Source organism: Methylophilus luteus (assembly GCF_042676265.1).
Lineage (GTDB): Bacteria > Pseudomonadota > Gammaproteobacteria > Burkholderiales > Methylophilaceae > Methylophilus > Methylophilus luteus.
This window is the reverse complement of the sequence record NZ_JBHTKB010000002.1, coordinates 403,151-422,140: the sequence shown is the minus strand read 5'-3', so window position 1 is coordinate 422,140 and position 18,990 is coordinate 403,151. Positions and strand designations below refer to the sequence as shown.

24 protein-coding genes and 1 tRNA gene are annotated in these 18,990 nt (G+C 54.3%); 8 read left to right on the top strand and 17 right to left on the bottom strand.

The genetic code is table 11. The annotated features are described in order from the left end of the window. Nucleotides 1-82: 82 nt before the first annotated feature. A tRNA-Leu gene (locus ACFQ1Z_RS11560) sits at nt 83-167 on the bottom strand. Nucleotides 168-221: 54 nt separating this feature from the next. Between ACFQ1Z_RS11560 and queA the strand changes: the two genes are divergently transcribed. Both queA and ACFQ1Z_RS11550 read left to right on the top strand, forming a co-directional pair. Next, entirely contained in the window at nt 222-1,253 is a 1,032-nt protein-coding gene (gene queA / locus ACFQ1Z_RS11555) for a tRNA preQ1(34) S-adenosylmethionine ribosyltransferase-isomerase QueA (RefSeq protein ID WP_379057768.1), read from the top strand. 94 nt (nt 1,254-1,347) lie between these two features. Beyond that, the gene (locus tag ACFQ1Z_RS11550) at nt 1,348-2,220 is read left to right on the top strand and encodes a hypothetical protein (RefSeq protein ID WP_379057767.1); all 873 of its coding nucleotides are present in this window, start codon (nt 1,348-1,350) and stop codon (nt 2,218-2,220) included. 82 nt (nt 2,221-2,302) lie between these two features. On the opposite strand, the gene ACFQ1Z_RS11545 is transcribed toward ACFQ1Z_RS11550, so the two are convergent. The 14 genes from ACFQ1Z_RS11545 to ACFQ1Z_RS11480 all read right to left on the bottom strand — a co-directional run bounded on the left by ACFQ1Z_RS11545 (nt 2,303) and on the right by ACFQ1Z_RS11480 (nt 13,536). Continuing rightward, nucleotides 2,303-2,935, bottom strand: a complete 633-nt coding sequence (locus ACFQ1Z_RS11545) for a lytic transglycosylase domain-containing protein (RefSeq protein ID WP_379057766.1) — start codon at nt 2,933-2,935, stop codon at nt 2,303-2,305. 64 nt (nt 2,936-2,999) lie between these two features. After that, a complete protein-coding gene (locus tag ACFQ1Z_RS11540) occupies nt 3,000-4,709 on the bottom strand; it encodes a proline--tRNA ligase (protein WP_379057764.1) in 1,710 nt (569 codons plus the stop codon). A 108-nt stretch (nt 4,710-4,817) separates the two neighbouring features. After that, nucleotides 4,818-5,411, bottom strand: coding sequence for a hypothetical protein (locus tag ACFQ1Z_RS11535; protein WP_379057762.1), 594 nt, complete (start codon nt 5,409-5,411; stop codon nt 4,818-4,820). Nucleotide 5,412: 1 nt separating this feature from the next. Next, entirely contained in the window at nt 5,413-5,922 is a 510-nt protein-coding gene (locus ACFQ1Z_RS11530; RefSeq protein WP_379057760.1) for a TPM domain-containing protein, read from the bottom strand. Next, nucleotides 5,922-6,800, bottom strand: coding sequence for a TPM domain-containing protein (locus ACFQ1Z_RS11525; RefSeq protein ID WP_379057758.1), 879 nt, complete (start codon nt 6,798-6,800; stop codon nt 5,922-5,924). The genes ACFQ1Z_RS11530 and ACFQ1Z_RS11525 overlap by 1 nt, the downstream gene beginning before the upstream one ends. 19 nt (nt 6,801-6,819) lie before the next feature. Beyond that, complete coding sequence (locus ACFQ1Z_RS11520) at nt 6,820-7,413, bottom strand: LemA family protein (RefSeq protein WP_379057756.1); 594 nt, start codon at nt 7,411-7,413, stop codon at nt 6,820-6,822. Nucleotides 7,414-7,504: 91 nt separating this feature from the next. Next, a complete protein-coding gene (locus ACFQ1Z_RS11515) occupies nt 7,505-8,227 on the bottom strand; it encodes a hypothetical protein (RefSeq protein WP_379057754.1) in 723 nt (240 codons plus the stop codon). Nucleotides 8,228-8,276: 49 nt separating this feature from the next. After that, nucleotides 8,277-8,738: a ribosomal protein S18-alanine N-acetyltransferase gene (gene rimI / locus ACFQ1Z_RS11510; RefSeq protein ID WP_379057753.1), complete on the bottom strand. Its 462-nt coding sequence runs from the start codon at nt 8,736-8,738 to the stop codon at nt 8,277-8,279. 40 nt (nt 8,739-8,778) lie between these two features. After that, the gene (gene tsaB, locus ACFQ1Z_RS11505) at nt 8,779-9,480 is read right to left on the bottom strand and encodes a tRNA (adenosine(37)-N6)-threonylcarbamoyltransferase complex dimerization subunit type 1 TsaB (RefSeq protein WP_379057752.1); all 702 of its coding nucleotides are present in this window, start codon (nt 9,478-9,480) and stop codon (nt 8,779-8,781) included. Nucleotides 9,481-9,528: 48 nt separating this feature from the next. Then, nucleotides 9,529-10,338 carry a 3-methyl-2-oxobutanoate hydroxymethyltransferase gene (gene panB / locus ACFQ1Z_RS11500; RefSeq protein ID WP_379057750.1) on the bottom strand — a complete coding sequence of 270 codons (810 nt, stop codon included), beginning with the start codon at nt 10,336-10,338 and terminating at the stop codon, nt 9,529-9,531. A gap of 77 nt (nt 10,339-10,415) precedes the next feature. Next, nucleotides 10,416-11,054: a deoxynucleoside kinase gene (locus ACFQ1Z_RS11495; protein WP_379057749.1), complete on the bottom strand. Its 639-nt coding sequence runs from the start codon at nt 11,052-11,054 to the stop codon at nt 10,416-10,418. Nucleotides 11,055-11,080: 26 nt separating this feature from the next. Continuing rightward, a complete protein-coding gene (folK, locus tag ACFQ1Z_RS11490) occupies nt 11,081-11,578 on the bottom strand; it encodes a 2-amino-4-hydroxy-6-hydroxymethyldihydropteridine diphosphokinase (protein ID WP_379057748.1) in 498 nt (165 codons plus the stop codon). Next, nucleotides 11,578-12,954: a polynucleotide adenylyltransferase PcnB gene (gene pcnB, locus ACFQ1Z_RS11485; RefSeq protein ID WP_379057747.1), complete on the bottom strand. Its 1,377-nt coding sequence runs from the start codon at nt 12,952-12,954 to the stop codon at nt 11,578-11,580. Before pcnB ends, folK begins: the two co-directional genes overlap by 1 nt. A 30-nt stretch (nt 12,955-12,984) precedes the next feature. Beyond that, nucleotides 12,985-13,536 (bottom strand): cob(I)yrinic acid a,c-diamide adenosyltransferase, encoded by a 552-nt coding sequence (locus tag ACFQ1Z_RS11480; RefSeq protein WP_379057746.1) that lies wholly within the window; start codon nt 13,534-13,536, stop codon nt 12,985-12,987. 62 nt (nt 13,537-13,598) lie between these two features. On the opposite strand from ACFQ1Z_RS11480, the gene murI reads away from it, so the two are divergent. Next, nucleotides 13,599-14,435: a glutamate racemase gene (murI, locus tag ACFQ1Z_RS11475; protein WP_379057744.1), complete on the top strand. Its 837-nt coding sequence runs from the start codon at nt 13,599-13,601 to the stop codon at nt 14,433-14,435. Between the two features lie 52 nt (nt 14,436-14,487). On the opposite strand, the gene ACFQ1Z_RS11470 is transcribed toward murI, so the two are convergent. Together ACFQ1Z_RS11470 and ACFQ1Z_RS11465 are read right to left on the bottom strand one after the other, a co-directional pair. Beyond that, the gene (locus tag ACFQ1Z_RS11470; protein WP_379057742.1) at nt 14,488-14,676 is read right to left on the bottom strand and encodes a zinc-finger domain-containing protein; all 189 of its coding nucleotides are present in this window, start codon (nt 14,674-14,676) and stop codon (nt 14,488-14,490) included. A 37-nt stretch (nt 14,677-14,713) separates the two neighbouring features. Continuing rightward, nucleotides 14,714-15,631, bottom strand: a complete 918-nt coding sequence (locus ACFQ1Z_RS11465; RefSeq protein WP_379058009.1) for a branched-chain amino acid transaminase — start codon at nt 15,629-15,631, stop codon at nt 14,714-14,716. A gap of 129 nt (nt 15,632-15,760) precedes the next feature. Here ACFQ1Z_RS11465 and ACFQ1Z_RS11460 point away from each other — a divergent pair, with 129 nt between their 5' ends. From ACFQ1Z_RS11460 to ACFQ1Z_RS11440, 5 genes are all read left to right on the top strand, one after another. After that, nucleotides 15,761-16,351 carry an SCO family protein gene (locus ACFQ1Z_RS11460; RefSeq protein ID WP_379057740.1) on the top strand — a complete coding sequence of 197 codons (591 nt, stop codon included), beginning with the start codon at nt 15,761-15,763 and terminating at the stop codon, nt 16,349-16,351. A 168-nt stretch (nt 16,352-16,519) separates the two neighbouring features. After that, nucleotides 16,520-17,008, top strand: a complete 489-nt coding sequence (gene bfr, locus ACFQ1Z_RS11455; protein WP_379057738.1) for a bacterioferritin — start codon at nt 16,520-16,522, stop codon at nt 17,006-17,008. 9 nt (nt 17,009-17,017) lie between these two features. Then, nucleotides 17,018-17,494: a bacterioferritin gene (gene bfr, locus ACFQ1Z_RS11450; RefSeq protein WP_379057736.1), complete on the top strand. Its 477-nt coding sequence runs from the start codon at nt 17,018-17,020 to the stop codon at nt 17,492-17,494. 147 nt (nt 17,495-17,641) lie between these two features. Continuing rightward, nucleotides 17,642-17,857, top strand: coding sequence for a (2Fe-2S)-binding protein (locus tag ACFQ1Z_RS11445; RefSeq protein WP_379057735.1), 216 nt, complete (start codon nt 17,642-17,644; stop codon nt 17,855-17,857). Nucleotides 17,858-18,065: 208 nt separating this feature from the next. Further along, a complete protein-coding gene (locus tag ACFQ1Z_RS11440) occupies nt 18,066-18,989 on the top strand; it encodes a DMT family transporter (RefSeq protein ID WP_379057733.1) in 924 nt (307 codons plus the stop codon). Nucleotide 18,990 lies beyond the last annotated feature (1 nt).

Sequence of the window (18,990 nt, the reverse complement as noted above, 5' to 3'; positions counted from 1 at the left end):
AACATATGATAAGAAAAAAGGCCTAGATTTTCATCTAAGCCTTTAGAATTCATATACTTTTGAGTCTTTTAAAAGTATTACTTGGTGCCGGGAGCCGGAATCGAACCGGCACGCCTTGCGGCGCTGGATTTTGAGTCCAGTGCGTCTACCAGTTCCGCCATCCCGGCATGGGATATAATGTAGGACATCAAAGACCGCTATTATAACTGTAATTTTGATTTATGAGAACTCTAGATTTCGATTTTTATCTCCCGCCGCACCTGATTGCACAACACCCGCTACCCAATCGTTCACAAAGCCGCCTGCTGGAAGTCAACGCGATTCAGCAGACTATAGCGGACAGTTTTTTTAGCCAGATCAGCGACCATTTTGCTGCCGGTGACGTGCTGGTGCTTAACGACACCAAAGTGATCAAAGCGCGGCTGTTTGGGCAGAAATCCACCGGCGGTAATATTGAGGTGATGATAGACCGCGTGTTTGAGTTGCAGGAAGCCTATGCGCAGATCAAATCATCGCGCTCGCCTAAAGCGGGCGGTCTGCTGCACCTGGCAGGCGGTTATCAGGCTGAGGTGCTGGGGCGGCATGCCGATATGTTTCATATCCGGTTGTTAGGTAATGACTCCTGGTATGACTTTCTCGAACGCTATGGCCAGCTGCCATTGCCACCTTATATTGAACATGCGGCGGATACTGCGGATGACACACGCTACCAGACGGTGTTCGCCAGGCATGCCGGGGCGGTGGCGGCGCCGACGGCGGGGCTGCATTTTGATGATGCTCTGTTGCAGAAGCTCGCAGACAAAGGCGTGCATGTGCATTACGTGACCTTGCATGTGGGCGCCGGGACTTTCCAGCCGGTGAAGGTAGACAATATCGCCGAGCACCATATGCATAGCGAGGTGTATCACCTGCCGCAACAAACCATAGACGCCATACTGCAGGCACGCTCAGCCGGCAAACGCGTGACCGCAGTGGGCACTACCTCATTGCGTACGCTGGAAAGCGCGGCCCGTGCCGGAAAACTGTTTGCGCACCATGGCGAAACCGATATTTTCATCACCCCAGGTTTTGAGTTTCAACTGGTGGATAGACTGATCACTAATTTTCATCTGCCCAAAAGCACGCTGATGATGTTAGTCTCGGCCTTTGGCGGCTATGATCTGCTCAAGCGCGCGTATGCGCATGCCATTGAGCAGTCATACCGCTTTTTCAGTTATGGCGATGCCATGTTGATTACCCGGGCACCTGGCTGATTACACGGGCACCCGCACAAAAAAAGTAGCCGCTTAAAACTTGTCGTTTAAAATAGCGTCTACACAGCACATATAAAAACAGGATCACGGAGCTATGCAATTTAAAACAAACACACTGGGCGCACTGGCACTGCTATGCCTGTCGCTCACCAGCCAGGCGGAGATTCTGCCGGAAGCTGAAGTCGGTATTAAGATCCCGCTAGTCAAAAAACCCACCACGCGGCCGATGACGGCGGCTTACCTGCCTAGCAACCAGCATTACTATATTGCAGATGGCGGCCTGGCGCCTTTGGGCACCGAGTTTGAAGCGCCCATCTCAAAATCCGAGGTACATGCTTATACCGCAAGCGGCCAGTATGTGAATTCCGCGCGGCCAGGCTTTGATAACCGCTCGCTGTATTACAACGCCAACTCCGGCAAACTGGAAACCATCACTTATAACATTTCCACCGCTGCCGGCTTTTCACCTAACACCGGCATTTTCGGTTTGGAAGTGAACGAAAAAGGTGAAGTGCTGACCAGCTCCAGCGATATCAGCCAGTTCAACCCGGCCTTTGGCGATGCCGGCACCATGCCGAGCTACGACCCTGCCAGCCAGATTTATTATGCCAAGCAGGAACACGGCAACCTGGTGTTTGTGGTGGACAACAAGCAGCGCGAAAAGCTCAAGCAGATCGCACTGGACTTCAGCAAGGCGCAAGTAGCGCATGATGATGTCAGTGACCATTTTGTCGGCTTTACCGGTGTGGCCGGCAATGAGCTGGCCTTGCTCGACGTGGACCATAAAGCGGTACTGATTTTTGACCTGGCTGGCCAGTATATAGGCAAAAGTGCCTTGCCCAAAAGCATGAAGCTGCGTTCACACAACCATTACAATGGCACCGGTTACAGCAACGGCATGCTGTTTGTTTACCATGAGAACGAAGGCGAGTTCGGCACTTATTACGGTTTCAAAGTCGTTAAATAAACAAAAGTCGTTAAATTAACAGGTGCCCAGCAATCAAAAAAACCGCGCATCAGCGCGGTTTTTTTTGTGAGCTCGCCAGTGCTTACTGGCTGGCGATATTCATTTTTAACGGGGTATCGTAATGCCAGTGGTTGCGCCAGGCACCCACCACTAGGTTAGGGTATTCCGGCTTGCCCAGGCTGCCATTATAACGCCCTAGCGCACGGTAATAATCGCCACGCTCTATATCCAGATAGTGGCGCAAGATGGTACAACCGTAGCGCAGGTTGAGACGCATATCAAACAGGTTATGCTCGTTGGCACCTATGCTTTTCACCCAGAACGGCATCACCTGCATATAGCCGCGCGCACCAACGCTGGAGAGTGCATATTTCTTAAAGCCGCTTTCAACCTGTATCAGGCCCAGCACCAGTTGCGGGTCCAGGCCGGCACGCGTCGCTTCATAATGCACAGACTTGAGAAAGTCTTCGCGGTACTGGCTATCCGGCATGCGTTTTGCCAGCCTGAGCGACATTTCCTGCAACCATTGCTGCGCCGTCTGCTCACTGTCAAACAGCAAACGCGGCGCCGCCAGGTCAGTGACAGATTTTTGCATCAGCGATTTAACGCTGTTGGCTAAAGGTTCTTCCTGCTGGTTGCCGGCCATAGCCAGTGCCGACCACAACAACAGGCCGGCCGCCACTAGCGCATAAGGTAAAACACGGGTGCGATTCATCTTACCTATTCTATCCATTTCAGAAGCGGTTCAGACGTCAAACAGAATGACTAAAAGCTTCCAGTTATTGACCAAGTTTGTCACGTAAAAACGCAACACTGTCAGTCACTTGCAAGTTTTGTGCCTCAGTATCGGTGCGGCCCTTATATTCTACGTTGCCTTCAGCCAGGCCACGGTCACCGATCACGATACGGTGCGGGATACCGAGCAGGTCGCTTTCGGCAAACATCACCCCCGGGCGCTCGCCCCTGTCATCCAGCAACACATCGACACCAGCCTGCTGCAACTGCTGGTAGAGCGCAACTGCCGCCTGTTTGACCGCATCACTCTTATCCAGGCCTATAGGGCAGATCACCACATCAAACGGTGCCATGCTACGCGGGAAGATAATGCCTTTATCATCATGGCCCTGCTCGATCGCGGCACCGACGATACGTGACACGCCTATGCCATAACAACCCATTTCCATCACTTGCGACTGACCATTTTCGTCAAGGTAAGTCGCCTGCATGGCCTGAGAGTATTTGGTACGCAACTGGAAGATATGGCCGACTTCAATACCGCGGCACAAACTCAGCGTGCCTTTGCCATCCGGGCTGGCATCGCCAGCCACCACATTGCGGATATCGGCGACCAGCGCAGGCTCAGGCAGGTCATGGCCAAAATTGACGCCGGCAAGATGCAATTTCGGTTTATTGGCGCCGCAGACAAAATCGCTCAACACGGCGACAGAACGGTCGGCGATCACGCGCACACTGGCATTGACCGCGACCGGGCCGATAAAGCCGGGTGGGCAGTTCAGGTTGGCGCGTATCTCTTCTTCAGTCGCCAGGCGGAAGTTCTGCACGCCAGGCACTTTACCGAACTTGACTTCGTTCAACTGGTGATCGCCACGCAGCAAGGCCAGCGTAAACACTTCATCCACCACCAGGGCGACTGACTTCACGGTTTTGCTCACGTCTATGTCGAGCAGCTTTGCCACATCGTCACAGGTGGTCTGCTTGGGCGTATCTACCTCACGCATGGTTTCAGCTGGCGCGGCACGGCTACCGGTCGCCACACCTTCGGCCATTTCGACGTTAGCGGCATAATCAGATTGCTCACAATAGGCCAGGGCATCTTCGCCGCTGTCGGCCAGCACATGAAACTCCTGCGAACCATCGCCACCGATAGCCCCTGAATCAGCTTTCACCGCGCGGAACTTGAGGCCCAGGCGGGTGAACACATTGCTGTAAGCCGTGTGCATGCCGTTGTAGGTATTCACCAGGCATTCAACGCTGGTGTGGAAAGAATAAGCATCTTTCATCAGGAACTCGCGCGCACGCATCACGCCAAAGCGCGGGCGGATCTCGTCACGGAATTTAGTCTGCACCTGGTAAAAATTCAGCGGCAACTGTTTGTAGCTGCTGATCTCTTTACGTGCGATGTCAGTGATCACTTCTTCATGGGTAGGGCCAAAACAGAAATCGCGCTCGTGCCTGTCCTGTATCTTCAGCATCTGCGGGCCAAACACCGCCCAGCGGCCGGTTTCTTCCCACAGTTCTTTCGGTTGCACGGCTGGCATCAGCAATTCCAGGGCGCCGGCTTTGTTCATCTCGTCGCGCACTATGTTTTCTACTTTGCGTAACACGCGCAGGCCCAGCGGCATCCAGCTATATAAACCACTACCCAGTTTTTTGATTAGGCCAGCCCTGACCATCAGTTTATGGCTGATCAGTTCAGCATCGGAAGGAGCTTCTTTTTGGGTAGCAATGAAAAATTGTGATGCGCGCATAAGAATGGAGTTCTAACAGAATTCTAAAGGGCGAATTCTAGCCTTTATTGCGGCGCTAGTCAGCAGTAAACCAGTCAGCAAGTAAACAAGCCGGCAAATAAGCTGGCTTTATTCGCGCTGAAGGATAGGGCTGTCTTCAGGAATATAACCGTCTTTCCATAACGCTATAGGCACTATGGTGGCGGCATGGCCGTTATCGTAAAACCAGCTGTCGACCGCGAACTCGGCCTGGCTGTCATTTTCGCGTATCACCGCCGTGCTATGCGGCCAGCCGGTAAAGAAGAATTTGCGCGTACGTGTATCTGTGATCGTGTGCAGGCGTATCAGGCCAGCCTGTTGCATGAGGCGCATATAGGTGGTGCTGTTGATGGCCTCATCGTTACAGTCCTGCTGGTGCAGGTAGTCGCTATTGTTAAAGGTGCCTGCACGGTCTGCAGCGGTGCCTATCTTGGTGCCGGTGATATCTTCCAGCATGCCTATCGCTTGCGCGATCTGCTGCCGTTCCTGTTCAGCGGTTTCAGCTTGCGGGGTAAATATCTGCACCACGTTATCCCACTCGGGCGGGGTCAGTTGCAATATATCAGAGCGGGTGCAGCCGCCACCCTGGCAGATCTCGAACGCCTGCAGGCTGGGCTGGCTATGGTAGATACGGGAGATATCTTTGAGATCGGCCTGGGCAGTGCTACCGCAGGCCAACAACATGCTACAGCACCAATACGTGATTGCAGAGCTCGTTGCGCGGCGTCGCTTCGGGAGGAAAGTGTGTAGCCAGGTGCTGGCCGATCGCCGTAATGCCGTGTGTGACGCCTTGTTCAAACTGCCCACTTCTAAACATCCCTTCCATTTGCTGGCAAATCTGCTGCCAGCCCTGCTCACGCACATGTTGATGTATGCCACGATCAGCGACGATTTCTACATCTTTGTCCGCCAGCAGCAGATAGACCAGCACGCCGTTGTTGTGTTCAGTATCCCAGATATTCAGCTGGCCGAACAGTTGTATAGCCCGTTGCCGCGGTGACATGCCCTGCAGGATACAAGACAGCGGCAGGCCTGACTCTATGACGACGCGCACTTCACCGGCGTGCAGATGTTCGCTGGCGGCGATGGCCTGCTCTATGTGCTGCAAAGCGTCCGCCGAGAAGTGGCGTTTGACCTGCCACGGATGACTGCTGAGATGGCGCAGGAAGCGCCGTAAAGGATGTACCGGTTTCATTACCAATCTCCTGACGCGCCACCGCCACCAAAACCGCCACCGCCGCCGCTGAATATATCGCGGCCACCACCGCCACCGCCAAAGCCACCCGGAAAACCGCCTATAGGCAAGCCGCCTTGTCCGCCACCCATGGCCAGGGTGAAGATGAATGCGGCCAGGCCCACCAGGCCCATGACCAGCAAGCCTGCGCCGAGGAAACCGGCCAGCACGGCCAGCGCACCACCCGTCGCCGCACTGCCAAAAAAGGCACCAAACATGCCGCGCAGTATGGCGCCGCCTATGATGGCGGCAAACATCAGGATAGGTAACCAGTGCATAAAGCCTTGTTGTGCGGTCGCTGGCTGACGCTGGGCTGGCGCGGGCAACTGTTCACCCTGTATGAGTTTGATCAGTGTGTCTGTCGCCACATGCAGGCCCTGGTAAAACTGGCCTTGCTTGAATGCCGGCGAAAGCTGTTCGGCGATGATGCGTTTGGCGACCACATCGGGGATGGCACCTTCAAGGCCGTAGCCGACTTCTATGCGCATTTTACGGTCTTGTTTGGCGACGATGACGATCACACCATCATCCTGCTTTTCGCGGCCTATCTTCCAGGCATCGGCCAGGCGGATACCGAATTGCGCGATATCTTCCGGCTGCGAGCTGGGCACCAGCAATACCGCGATCTGCGAGCCGGTCTGTTGCGAGAATTGCGTTAACTTCTCGTTGAGTGCGGTCTGCTCTTCAGCCGAGAGTGTCTGCGTCAGGTCAGTGACGGCACTGGTGAGTGGCGGGATCTCCACCAGCTCGTTGCCGGCATGCGCACTCAGGCCTGCCAGCAGCAAGACTAGTGTCACCAGCGTGCGCAGCCAGCCCGATACTATTGCGGTGACAGCCATCAACAGGTCATCCTATCAATCATTTATCGCCAAAATCTACTTTTGGCGCAGATGAGATCTCTTTTTCATTTTCTACGGTAAAAGATGGTTTAGGCTGGTAGTTAAACATCATGGCGGTCAGGTTATTGGGGAAACTGCGCACGGTGACGTTGTATTGTTTCACCGCCTCGATATAGCGGTTACGCGCCACGGTCACACGGTTCTCCGTGCCTTCCAGTTGTGCCTGCAGATCACGGAAGCTGGCATCGGCTTTCAGGTTAGGATAATTTTCTGACACCACCATCAAGCGCGACAGCGCGCTGGTCAACTGGCCTTGTGCCGCCTGAAATTTTGCAAACGCTTCCGGGTCATTCAGCAACTCCGGTGTCACCTGCATGCTGCCCACCTTGGCACGCGCTGCGGTCACTTCAGTCAGCACTTTTTCCTCATGGCTGGCATAGCCTTTCACGGTAGACACCAGGTTAGGCACCAGATCGGCACGACGCTGGTACTGGTTCAACACTTCTGCCCAGCTCGCCTTGGCTTCTTCATCCAGCGATTGAAACTGGTTATAGCCACAGCCGGACAGGGTCAACATACCAGCCAGCAACACGATCTTGAAAATTTGACGCATCAGATATTCCTCTCAAATGGATATCAGTTAGATGGGGGCTGGCCGAATCGCTTCAAGCAGCCCGGTTTTTTTATTTTTCTGCCTGTCCTAATTATGCAGACACAGGTTGTGCAGACAGCAGCAGACACAGATCATGCCAGACCTGTTTTTTTAGTAAAGGGTTTTCCAGCATGGCCTGCGGATGATGGGTGACCACATAGCTGACATCTGCATGCGTCAGCAAGCGGCCCCTGACCTCAGCGATGTCGGCATGGCTGCTGCCGAGGAAAGTATTGGCCGCCTGCAGGCCGAACAGCACACAAAAGCTGCTTTGCACCTGGCTGGCCTGCAATGCTTGCTCAGAAACATGTAATGTTTCGTGCGGCAACTTCAAGGCCTGCACTATATTTTGCAGCAATTGCTGTGCAGCGGCATCAGCCGCTGACGGGCACAATATCAGCCAGGGCGTAGTGACCAATGGTGGGGAAATGACTTCTGCAGCGGCAATTTCAGCCGCAACTTCAGTCGTTGTTAACGGTGGGACTGCCAACTCTTCAGCCGCTGCCGGGACGACTGTAGGCTCAACCAAAGCAGGCTCAACCAAAGCAGGCTCAATCATGGCAGACTCAACAATAACAGGCTCAGCCACCACCGCCGTCGCCACCACGGTCTCAGGCAAGATATCGGCAGTCTGTGCCGGCTGTGGTTCAGCGAACGATGTGGCTGCTGCCAGCACCGCCGTATCCGGCAAGTTAGCCGCCGCTATGGGTGCGCGCAAACGCCACACCGGCAACAATTCCAGTTCGCGCAGCATATCTTCGCGGGTCAGACTCATGCAGTGCCTTTACGTTTACCAGCCATAGTGTGACTCAAAGCGCGACTCCTCATAATGCCAGGCCCATTAACACGGCATCTTCACGCCCGTGGCTGGTAGGATAATAATGGCGACGGATACCCATTTCACAAAAACCCATCGCTTCGTACAAACTGATCGCCTTGTGATTGCTGGCGCGCACTTCTAGGAACATATTGCTGGCTAGCCGTTGCCTGGCAACTGTGATCATCTGCGCCAGCATGGCCCGGCCCAGGCCCTGGCCCTGATAGTGCTGGCTGACGCTGATATTCAACAAGTGTGCTTCATCCAGCACCATCATCAGCAGCGCATAAGCGATGATCTCGCCCGACATTTCCATCACCCAGGCGTGATAGCCGGAATCCAGCGAATCTTTGAAGTTGCCGTAGGTCCACGGGTGGCTGTATATGGTGGGCTCAATACGGCAAACCGCGATCAGGTCCTCGTAGGACATCAGGCGAAATTGCGGCTGCTGTTGCGGTAGTGCACTCATGGTCCAAGGTCTAAATAATCTGGCTCTAAATAATCTGGCTTTACAAAATCTGGCCTTGCGCGCGCTCGGCGGCGGTCAGCGCCACCCGGTTGCGTATATACAGCGGCGCAGCCTGCTCTGCCGGCTGGGTGTCACCGGCGACAAATCCCGGCGTGGCCAGCGTGAGCATGGCGAGTGCAGTCGGCATGATGTCTGCACGCACCTGGCTGACCTGTGCCTGATATTGTGCCGACAACGCCTCGGCAAATACAGCCCAGCCAGAGCCGGCAGCCAGCCAGCCCTCACCTGCCACAGCAGGCACCTCATGTGGCTTGCACACCATGGGCGGCGACACTTCCTGCCAGCCATCTGGTTGCCTGACTAACGCTGCATGATACACCTCACCCATGCGCGCATCGAGACATACCAGTATCTTTTCCGCCTGAGTTTCAACCCAGGCTGCTTGCGCCACCGCCTGCACAGAGCTGATGCCCAGCACAGGCAAACTGGCACCTAACGCCAGCCCCTGGGTGACGCCTACCGCCACCCGCACCCCGGTGAACGCGCCCGGGCCAGTGCCATAAACCAGGCCATCCAATGCAGCCAGTTGTATGCCGGCAACGGCCAGTAAGCGCTGGATCTCCGGCAGGATGCGCTGTGACGCGGCAGGGCCGGTGGACTCATGAAATGCGCTGACACCGGCCGCAGTTTGCACGGCCAGTGACAGGAATTCGGTAGAGGATTCGATTGCCAGTAGTTTCATATTAATCAAGTGGCGTCGCAGACTAGCGCAGAGTGCATGCTGCCAGCCTTAATAACTATGCTGAGCGGCAGGAAAGTCGCCGTTTTTGACTGCCTGCACATAGTTTAGCAGTGCCTGCGCTATGTTACCCGACTGGCCCAGGAAATCCTGGGCAAAACGCGGCGCTTTGTAGGCCTGCGGATCTGTTTCGGCCGGGCCGCTGTATATGCCCAGCAGGTCATGCAGTACCAGCACCTGGCCGCTACAGCCTGGCCCGGCACCAATGCCTATGGTGGGCACAGTGATATTTTCTGTAATGCGGGTCGCCAGCGCGGCGGGCACCATTTCAAACAGCACCATGCTGGCACCAGCGTTGGCCATGGCCTGGGCATCTGCCAGCATGGCGGCGGCTGCCTGTTCGGTCTTACCCTGTATCTTGTAGCCGCCTAATTTTTCAACCGATTGCGGCGTGAAGCCCAGGTGGGCACACACCGGGATACCATGCGCTACTAGATGGCGCGCGGTGTCTACCATATGGCCGCCGCCCTCTATCTTGACGATATGCGCGCCAGCCTGCAGCAGGGCCTGCGCATTGGCCAGTGCCAGTGCCTGGTCATGCTCATAACTACCTACCGGCATATCACTCATGATCACCGTCTGCGGCGCACCTCTGGCGACGATGCGGGTGTGGTAGAGCATATCCTGCATCTTCACCTGCAGTGTGCTGGCGTCGCCCTGGATCACCATGCCCAGCGAGTCGCCGACCAGCAATACATCTACCCCGGCCTGCTTCATCAGCTTGGCAAAGGTGGCGTCGTAGCAAGTGAGCATGGCGATCTTTTCGCCGGCTTTTGCGCGGGTAAGGAGTGCATTCAGCATAGTGTCAGCCATGATAATGTGGCGCAGCAAATACGCAAAGCCGCCGCTGTGCGGCAGGCGGGCATGTGCTGCTGCGCCTAGAAATTGGGATTAAAGTACTCGCGGCTGCTTTTGATCTGGTTGATGCGCTCAATCAACAGATTGAACGCTTCCTGGTCCTTAATGATATTGAGTTTTTCATTATTGACGATCAGCAGCGGCGAGGCGTCATAAGTATGGAAAAACTCGCTATAGGCCTCGGCCAGGCGTGCAATATATTCGCGCGGCATGTCCTGCTCATAACTGATATTGCGCTCTTCTATGCGGTCTACCAGCGCATCTATCGGTGTTTGCAGATACACCACCAGATCGGGCTTGGGTGCTTTTAGCTGCAGGTGCTGGTAGATCTGGTGATACAGGGAATACTCTTCGTCATCCAGATTCAGGTGCGCGAACAGCGGGTCTTTTTCGAGAAAGAAGTCAGACACTGTGGGCTGGCCGAACATGTCGCGCTGGGCCATATCTTCAATCTGGCGTGAACGCTGAAACAGGAAAAACAGCTGCGTAGGCAAGGCATAACGCTGGGCATCCTGGTAAAAGCGGGTCAGAAAAGGGTTAGCTTCGGCTTTCTCAGAGAGCAGTTCTACCGAGAACTTGTCTGCCAGCATACGGGCCAGCGTAGTTTTGCCACTGCCTATAGGCCCTTCGATTACAACATAAGGAAAACGGGTAAACATTGTGATTGCTCGTTCAGCTAATTTAATCAGTGATCCAGTTTTTGCGCGTCCAGTTTTCGCACATCAGCATGCGGGTATGCTGTTGCCCATTCTACAGCAGTCTGCCCTTGCGCCAGTATAAAGTCGGGCACAATTTCAGCCAGCGGCAAAATAACGAAAGCGCGCTCATGCATGCGCGGGTGCGGCAATGTCAGTAGCTCTGTCGCCATCTGCAGACCGGCGTAATCGAGCAGGTCGAGGTCCAGGATACGCGGAGCATTGGGGAATGGTCGCTCACGGCCGAATGTCTGCTCAATGGCTAGCAATAACTGCATCAGTGCAGGCGCCGGCAGCTCGGTGTCCACTTGTATCACCGCATTGATAAAATCCGGCTGGTTGTCATAGCCGACCGGTGCAGTCGCATACAGGCTGGAAGCCTGCAGCAAGTTCAGGCCTGGCGTTGCGGCCAGCACCTGTATAGCTTTAGACACTTGTTGTTCAGGCTGTTGCAGATTGCTGCCCAGCGCGATCAAGGCCAGGGCCATTATGCCGACTCACCATTGCCGGCTGCCGGTTTTTTCTTGCGTGGACGGCGGCGGCGCTTAGCCGGACTGCTGTCAGGCAGCAGCATATTGGTGCGCTCTTCAGTGCCGGCATCGGCAAAGCGTGTCCACCAGGCACCCAGCTCTTCAGGCAATTCACCAGAAGCACAACGCAACAGCAGAAAGTCATAACCAGCCCTGTACTTGGGGTTGGTCAGCAAAGCGTATGGGCGCTTGCCAGAGCGCTGTTCAAAGCGCGGCTGCATGGCCCAGATCTCTTTCATGGTGGCAGTGTAGCGATTGTGTATCGCCATCTTTTCACCCTGCTTATCGATGATCTCGTTCATGGCCGCATGCAGCGCCGGGATCACGGGCTCACCGCGCCTCTGGTTTTCCAGCCAGGCTTGCAGCACCTCATGCCAGAGCAAAGTCGCAAACAGGAAACTAGGGTTGGAAGACTTGCCCGCCTGTATGCGCTCGTCAGTGTTTTTTAGCGCCAGCATGACGAATTTCTCGCCCAGCGGCTGCTCCAGCACCACATCCAGCAATGGTAACAGCCCATGATGCAGATGCTGGGCGCGCAGTGCGCCTATGCTTTCAATGGCGTGGCCGGATAAAAACAGCTTCAGCATCTCATCAAACAGGCGGCTGGGTGGCACATCTTCCAGCAGGCCTGCCAGTTTTCGTATAGGCGCTTCTGTGGTTTGTTCCAGCTTGAGGCCCAGCTTGGCCGAAAGGCGTACCGCGCGCAGCATGCGCACCGGGTCTTCCTGATAGCGTTTGACCGGGTCACCGATGATGCGCAGGGTTTTGGCACGGATATCGGCCACGCCGTGATGGAAATCCAGCACTTCATGGCGTTTGGGGTCGTAGTACAGCGCATTGGCAGTGAAATCACGCCTGACCGAATCTTCTTCAATAGAGCCAAAAATATTGTCACGTATGATGCGGCCGCTATCGTTGGTTTCACCATCGCCTTCACTCTGATGATGGCCGCGGAAAGTAGATACTTCTATGGTCTCTTGCCCCCACAGCACATGTACCAGGCGAAAGCGGCGGCCTATGATGCGCGAGCGGCGAAATGTTTTATGCACCTGTTCCGGCGTGGCGTCGGTGGCGATGTCAAAATCTTTGGGCGGATGATTGAGCAGCAGGTCGCGCACGGCACCGCCAACGATATAAGCCTGAAAACCGGCTTTTTGCAGGCCGTCGCAGGTTTTCAATGCCGCCTGGCTGATCAGCTTGTGGTTGATCTTATGTTTGCTGGCGGGGATCACCAGCACAGCTGACGACTTACCACGCCTGGCTGCCGGGTCTGAATCCAGGTCGTTAGACAGACTACGCTTGCCAAATACTTTTTGCAGAAATTGTTTAATCATTACTCAGTGCACACAGGCGCTAATCGCGCATTACAGTTTATGTTGGTTGTTCCACAGCACGTCCGGTAGCCCGGCATGCCTGTTCAAGGTACGGCATAGTACAAACAGCAGGTCAGACAAGCGATTCAGGTATTGCAGGTTCACCGCTGTCACCGGCGATTGCGCGTGCAGCGCATGCAGCACACGCTCGGCGCGCCTGCAGACCGTACGCGCCAGATGGCACACCGCAGCGGCACGGCTGCCTCCCGGCAATATAAATTCTTTCAACGGACTCAGTTCGGCATTCCAGCCATCCAGGGTCTGCTCGAGCACAGCCACACGGCCGGCCTGCATAAAATGATGGCCAGGCATGCTCAGTTCGCCACCCATATCAAACAGATCATGCTGGATAGCTTGCAAACTGTCACGTACATCCTCAGGCAGATCTTCAGCCAGCAACATACCGAACACGGCATTCAGCTCATCCACCTCGCCCATGGCCTGCACACGCAGGTCAGATTTGCTGACACGCGAGCCATCGCCTAGGCCAGTGGTGCCAGCATCTCCGGTACGTGTATAAATCCTGCTCAGCCGGTTGGCCATTCCTATAACCCGTTTGAAATCCTATATAATCCGCTCATTATAAATCATACCGTGCCATTTCGATGTGCTCAGCGATTGCAGTGAACGCCCCGGTCGGCGTGATGGATTCAGGCGTAGGCGGATTGACCGTGCTCAAACACCTCACACGCCAGCTTGCACACGAGCATTTCATCTATTATGCCGATAGTGCCTATGCACCTTATGGCAATCAATCTGCGATAAAAATCCAGCAGCGCTGTTTTGCCATTGCCGACCTGCTGATAGAGCAAGGCGCCAAAGCGCTGGTGGTCGCCTGCAATACCGCCACCGCCGCCGCCATCAGCCCATTGCGTGATCACTACGCCTTGCCCATCATAGGCATGGAACCCGCCGTCAAACCCGCTGCTGCTGCCAGCAAAACCGGCATCATAGGCGTGCTGGCCACCACCGGCACCTTGCAGAGCGCACAGTTTGCCGCCTTGCTGGAACACTACGGCCACGGCGTACAAGTGGTGACGCAAGCCTGCGTCGGGCTGGTGGAATGCATAGAGCAAGGCCAGCTGGACCACGCGCACACCCTCTCCCTGCTTAAAACCTATTGCCAGCCGCTGATAGACGCTGGTGCCGACACCATAGTGCTAGGCTGCACCCACTACCCTTTTGTACGTGCGCATATCCAGCACATCGTCGGGCCGCAAGTCACGCTGATCGACACCGGTGCCGCCGTTGCCAAGCGTTTGCAGCAGATATTGGCAGAGAAAAACCTGCTCAACCCGGCTAGCGACCAGGTTAGCAATCAGGCTGGCTACTTAAGTACCGCTGATGCACAACATGCAAGCACCAGTGTAAAACCGCTATTTTTAACCAGCGGCAGCCAGCAAACCCAGCGCGTGATGCAGCAGCTCTGGCAGATACTTTAAGCCATATAAACAAAACCCACGCCAGGCGTGGGTTTGTTCAACGGGTCAGACTTTAGTGGTGATGCACCTGTGTGCCAGGTTTGAGCTTGAATTTGGTGCCACAATAAGGACAAGCCACTTGCCCGGTTTTGGCTACATCCAGGAATACCCGTGGATGCGAAGCCCATAAGGCCACTTCCTTGGTCGGGCAATGCAATGGCAGATCATGGCCATCTACTTCAAACTCTTTTACATCAGACATTCAGTTTCTCCCGCATACAGCCATTCAAAACAGAGACTTAAACCAAAGTCAGCCAGTGCTGATATTTGGCGTTTTTACCTTTAACCACATCAAAATACAGGCTTTGCAGTTTTTCAGTGATAGGGCCGCGTGTGCCTTCACCAATGGCACGGTTATCCAGTTCACGGATAGGCGTGACTTCAGCGGCGGTACCGGTAAAGAAGGCTTCATCGGCACTGTAGACCTCATCGCGCGTGATGCGTTTTTCAATCACTTCCAGGCCCAGTTCGTCTTTGGCCAGGGTGATGATGGTGTCGCGGGTGATGCCTTCCAGCGCAGAAGTCAGGTCTGGTGTATAGAGTTTGCCGTTGCGGATAATGAAAATGTTCTCGCCTGAACCTTCAGCTACGAAACCATCCACGTCCAGCAACAATGCTTCCTGGTAGCCATCTTGTGCCGCTTCCTGGTGCGCCAGTATGCTGTTCATGTAGTTGCCGTTTGCTTTGGCCTTACACATGGTGATGTTGACGTGATGACGGGCAAACGACGAAGTCTTGACGCGTATCCCTTTGGTGATCGCTTCTTCACCCATATAAGCACCCCAGCTCCAGGCACCGACGATGACGTGGGTAGACAATGTTTTGGCAGAAATACCCATGGCTTCGGCACCATAAAACGCCATAGGGCGCATATAAGCTGATTCCAGATTGTTTTCGCGTACGGCGGCTTTTTGCGCTTCAACCAGGGTCGCTTTATCAAACGGCATTTTCATGCCCAGGATATGCGCACTGCGGAACAAGCGGTCGGTATGCTCTTTCAAACGGAAAATAGCCGTGCCTTTGTCTGTTTTGTAAGCGCGCACGCCTTCAAATACGCCCATGCCGTAATGCAGGGTGTGGGTTAATACATGGGTAGTGGCATCACGCCAGTTGACCATCTTGCCGTCGTACCAGATAACGCCGTCACGGTCTGCCATCGAACTCGGTATTGCCATTTAAACTCGCCTCTAATCCGTCTATCGTCAAAAACCATTATTGTAAACCAATCTGCACCCTTTTCGCCTATGCTAAAATCCAATTCAATGATGATTTACAAGGATTTTTGTATGCGCGCTCGTTTCACGTGGCTTTGTTTTAGCGCAGTATTGCTGGCTGGCCTGCTAGCGGGTTGCCAGGCTGACAAAACCGCCAGCTTTATCGGCACCGACCTCACCGGCACCCAGTTCGGCAAACCGTTGAGCCTGACAGACCACACCGGCAAATTGCGCAGCATTGATGATTTCAAAGGCAAAGTGATCGTATTGTTTTTTGGCTACACTCACTGCCCGGATGTCTGCCCCACCACCATGAGCGACCTCAAACAGACCATGAAGCTGCTAGGTGACAAGGCCAATGAGGTACAGGTATTGTTCGTCACCGTAGACCCCGAGCGTGACACGCAGGAGGTGCTGGCGCAATTCGTGCCTGGCTTTGATGCGCGCTTTATCGGCCTGCGCGGCACCCCGGCTGAAGTCGCCGCCAACCTGGCGGAATATAAGGTCTACGCCGCCAAGGTAGCCGAACCTGGCCAAGCCGGCTACACCATGGACCACAGCGCCGGGCTTTATGTATTTGATAAAACCGGCGCACCTCGTATCTACCTCGGTTATGGCGAAAAACCTGCCAATATCGCCCATGACCTGCAATTGCTGCTCTAGCTGCAGGCGGCAGCTGAAGTCTTGCTGCACTGCTAAATCACGAACGATTCTTGTTTAGATTTTTATTTAAAAACTCATTTTAAATCAATAACTTATATAATATTTCTATTGCAAAGACGCGCGTTTCCTGTATCATGCACTGCATTAAAGTACACACAGGAGCCGATGATGAAAGGCGATAAGAAAATTGTAGATATCCTGAATGATTTACTGGCCGGCGAGCTCACAGCCACCGACCAGTATCTGATTCACGGTGAAATGTATGCCGACCTGGGTTTGGGCGTGATCTCCCAGCGCATACTGCACGAATCGCTGCATGAACGCGAACACGCCCGCGCACTGATACAACGCATACTGTTTCTCGAAGGCACTCCCAACCTCACCAAGCGTGACCCTATCCACATCGGCAAAGAAGTCAAATCCATGCTGGAGTCTGACCTGGCCTTGGAATATGCCGTAGTCAAGCACCTGAAAAAAGCCATGGAAGCCTGTGAGCAGGCGCAAGACTTTGTCACGCGTGAAATGCTGCTGGTACAGCTGGAAGACACCGAAATGGACCACGCCTACTGGCTGGAAAAACAATTAAGCCTGATCAAACTGATAGGCATAGAAAACTACTGCCAAAGCCAGATGGGCGATGGCCCGGTGGCCGTTTAAGGAGCCCGTATGAAAGGCGAAAAACACATTATCGGCACTTTGAACAAAGTGCTCAAAAACCAGCTGACATCTATCAACCAGTATTTCCTGCATGCGCGCATGTTCAGGAAATGGGGCCTGGAAAGACTCAACGATTACCAGTACAAACAATCTATCCGCGTCATGAAAGAAGCCGACGAAGTGATAGAACGTATCCTGTTTCTGGATGGCCTGCCTAACCTGCAGAACCTGGGCAAATTGTTGATAGGTGAAGAAGTGATAGAGTGCCTGCAAGGCGACCTCAGCTTTGAAAAAGATGTGCAGCGTCCGCAACTGGTAGAAGCGATCGCCGAAGCCGAAAAACTGCAGGATTACGTGACGCGTGACCTGCTGACCGAACTGCTGGAAGCCTGCGAAGAGGCCATAGACTGGCTGGAAACTCAGCAACGCCTGATCGCAGACGTGACATTGCCTAACTACCTGCAAACGCAGATCGCATCCGACTAGCCGCCGCCGGCTGGTTTGAGCTCCTGAATTAAGCCGCTTTTGCGGCTTTTTTCACGCCCTGATGGAACCAATCTGCGCTTGACACAATCCCAATAAATGATAATAATTATCATTAGTAACTTAACTTGGAAACATATGTACGTTTGCGTGTGTAATGCAGTGACCGAGCGCCAGGTGCATCAGGCAGTCAGGCAAGGCGCCAAAACCGTTAAGCATTTGAAAGAACAGCTGGGGGTTGGGGCAGAATGTGGCAAATGTGTCAGCTGTGCCAAAGCCTGCCTGAAAGAAGCGCATGCCGAGCAGCATCCTGGCCTGGTCAAAAAACTGATACAGTTAACGCCGGTGCAGTTGGGCGCCGTCTAAGCGCAGCGATTACATAACATAGCGCGACTGTTACATCGCATATTCTAAAAAGGGGCTTACCAGCCCCTTTTTGCATTTGCCGGCCATTCTTGCATTTGATGGATCAGCATTTGCCGCCGCTGGCCTGGTCACTTACAATCGTTATCCTGTTATTCATCTTCTCGACCCTGGTTTGACTTGAATAAAGGTCTAACCCCGACTAAACACCATGCCTGAGACTCCTGCCAGCCCATTACACTGGCGCATATTGATATTGTTATTACTACCGCCGCTATTCTGGGCGGGTAATTTTATTGCCGGACGCGCCATCAGCGGCGCTGTGCCGCCGGTCGCGCTCTCGCTGATCCGCTGGAGCATCGCCGGCCTGTGCCTGCTGCCGTTTGCCCTCAAACCATTTCTGCGTGACCGTGCCCACTACCTCAGCTATCGCTGGCATATACTGGGCACTGCCATCACCGGCGTTGCTGCCTTCAATTTACTGGTTTACTGGGGCTTGCACACTACCAGCGCCACTAACGGCATCATCCTCAACTCATTCATCCCTTTTCTGGTGGCGATATTCGGCTTTTTGTTTTACCGGCAACAGCTGACTAGCAGCCAACTGCTAGGCCTGTTGGTATCGCTGTGTGGCGTATTGCTGGTGGTGACACATGGTGAGCTGCAAGTATTGCTGACATTGGCTTTTGCTGAAGGCGATGTGATCATTTTTCTGGCCATGGTGTTCTGGGCCTTATATACCTTGTGGGTGAAAGAGATTCCCGCCACTATCAACCGCAGCGGGCTGATGCTATGCCAGGTCATGATCGCGCTGCTATTGCTGTTGCCGCTGTACCTGTGGGAAAGCCAGACCAGCGCAGTGCACCTAGATCAGCCGCACACGTTGTGGATACTGGCCTATATCGGTATTTTTCCGTCTGTGATCGCCTTGCTGGCTTACTCCAGAGCCGTGACCCTGGTCGGTTCTGTGCGTGCCAGCGTGTTTATCCATGCCATGCCTATCTTTGGCTCCATACTTTCCACCCTGCTGCTAGGCGAAGCATTCCACTGGTATCAATTTCTGGGTATGCTGACCATATTCACTGGTATCTGGCTGGCCAACAGCACCCGGCGCTCAACTGCCAGCACCCATTAAA

What these genes read in the sequence shown, in the direction of transcription:
- panB (WP_379057750.1), bottom strand. Translation starts at nt 10,338, where the DNA reads ATGCTGAATGCACTCCTTACCCGCGCAAAAGCCGGCGAAAAGATCGCC.
- queA (WP_379057768.1), top strand. Translation starts at nt 222, where the DNA reads ATGAGAACTCTAGATTTCGATTTTTATCTCCCGCCGCACCTGATTGCA.
- ACFQ1Z_RS11440 (WP_379057733.1), top strand. Translation starts at nt 18,066, where the DNA reads ATGCCTGAGACTCCTGCCAGCCCATTACACTGGCGCATATTGATATTG.
- ACFQ1Z_RS11545 (WP_379057766.1), bottom strand. Translation starts at nt 2,935, where the DNA reads ATGAATCGCACCCGTGTTTTACCTTATGCGCTAGTGGCGGCCGGCCTG.
- ACFQ1Z_RS11520 (WP_379057756.1), bottom strand. Translation starts at nt 7,413, where the DNA reads ATGCGTCAAATTTTCAAGATCGTGTTGCTGGCTGGTATGTTGACCCTG.
- ACFQ1Z_RS11540 (WP_379057764.1), bottom strand. Translation starts at nt 4,709, where the DNA reads ATGCGCGCATCACAATTTTTCATTGCTACCCAAAAAGAAGCTCCTTCC.
- murI (WP_379057744.1), top strand. Translation starts at nt 13,599, where the DNA reads ATGTGCTCAGCGATTGCAGTGAACGCCCCGGTCGGCGTGATGGATTCA.
- tsaB (WP_379057752.1), bottom strand. Translation starts at nt 9,480, where the DNA reads ATGAAACTACTGGCAATCGAATCCTCTACCGAATTCCTGTCACTGGCC.
- ACFQ1Z_RS11480 (WP_379057746.1), bottom strand. Translation starts at nt 13,536, where the DNA reads ATGGCCAACCGGCTGAGCAGGATTTATACACGTACCGGAGATGCTGGC.
- rimI (WP_379057753.1), bottom strand. Translation starts at nt 8,738, where the DNA reads ATGAGTGCACTACCGCAACAGCAGCCGCAATTTCGCCTGATGTCCTAC.
- ACFQ1Z_RS11495 (WP_379057749.1), bottom strand. Translation starts at nt 11,054, where the DNA reads ATGTTTACCCGTTTTCCTTATGTTGTAATCGAAGGGCCTATAGGCAGT.
- bfr (WP_379057738.1), top strand. Translation starts at nt 16,520, where the DNA reads ATGAAAGGCGATAAGAAAATTGTAGATATCCTGAATGATTTACTGGCC.
- ACFQ1Z_RS11470 (WP_379057742.1), bottom strand. Translation starts at nt 14,676, where the DNA reads ATGTCTGATGTAAAAGAGTTTGAAGTAGATGGCCATGATCTGCCATTG.
- bfr (WP_379057736.1), top strand. Translation starts at nt 17,018, where the DNA reads ATGAAAGGCGAAAAACACATTATCGGCACTTTGAACAAAGTGCTCAAA.
- ACFQ1Z_RS11525 (WP_379057758.1), bottom strand. Translation starts at nt 6,800, where the DNA reads ATGGCTGTCACCGCAATAGTATCGGGCTGGCTGCGCACGCTGGTGACA.
- ACFQ1Z_RS11550 (WP_379057767.1), top strand. Translation starts at nt 1,348, where the DNA reads ATGCAATTTAAAACAAACACACTGGGCGCACTGGCACTGCTATGCCTG.
- ACFQ1Z_RS11530 (WP_379057760.1), bottom strand. Translation starts at nt 5,922, where the DNA reads ATGAAACCGGTACATCCTTTACGGCGCTTCCTGCGCCATCTCAGCAGT.
- ACFQ1Z_RS11535 (WP_379057762.1), bottom strand. Translation starts at nt 5,411, where the DNA reads ATGTTGTTGGCCTGCGGTAGCACTGCCCAGGCCGATCTCAAAGATATC.
- ACFQ1Z_RS11460 (WP_379057740.1), top strand. Translation starts at nt 15,761, where the DNA reads ATGCGCGCTCGTTTCACGTGGCTTTGTTTTAGCGCAGTATTGCTGGCT.
- folK (WP_379057748.1), bottom strand. Translation starts at nt 11,578, where the DNA reads ATGGCCCTGGCCTTGATCGCGCTGGGCAGCAATCTGCAACAGCCTGAA.
- ACFQ1Z_RS11515 (WP_379057754.1), bottom strand. Translation starts at nt 8,227, where the DNA reads ATGAGTCTGACCCGCGAAGATATGCTGCGCGAACTGGAATTGTTGCCG.
- ACFQ1Z_RS11465 (WP_379058009.1), bottom strand. Translation starts at nt 15,631, where the DNA reads ATGGCAGACCGTGACGGCGTTATCTGGTACGACGGCAAGATGGTCAAC.
- pcnB (WP_379057747.1), bottom strand. Translation starts at nt 12,954, where the DNA reads ATGATTAAACAATTTCTGCAAAAAGTATTTGGCAAGCGTAGTCTGTCT.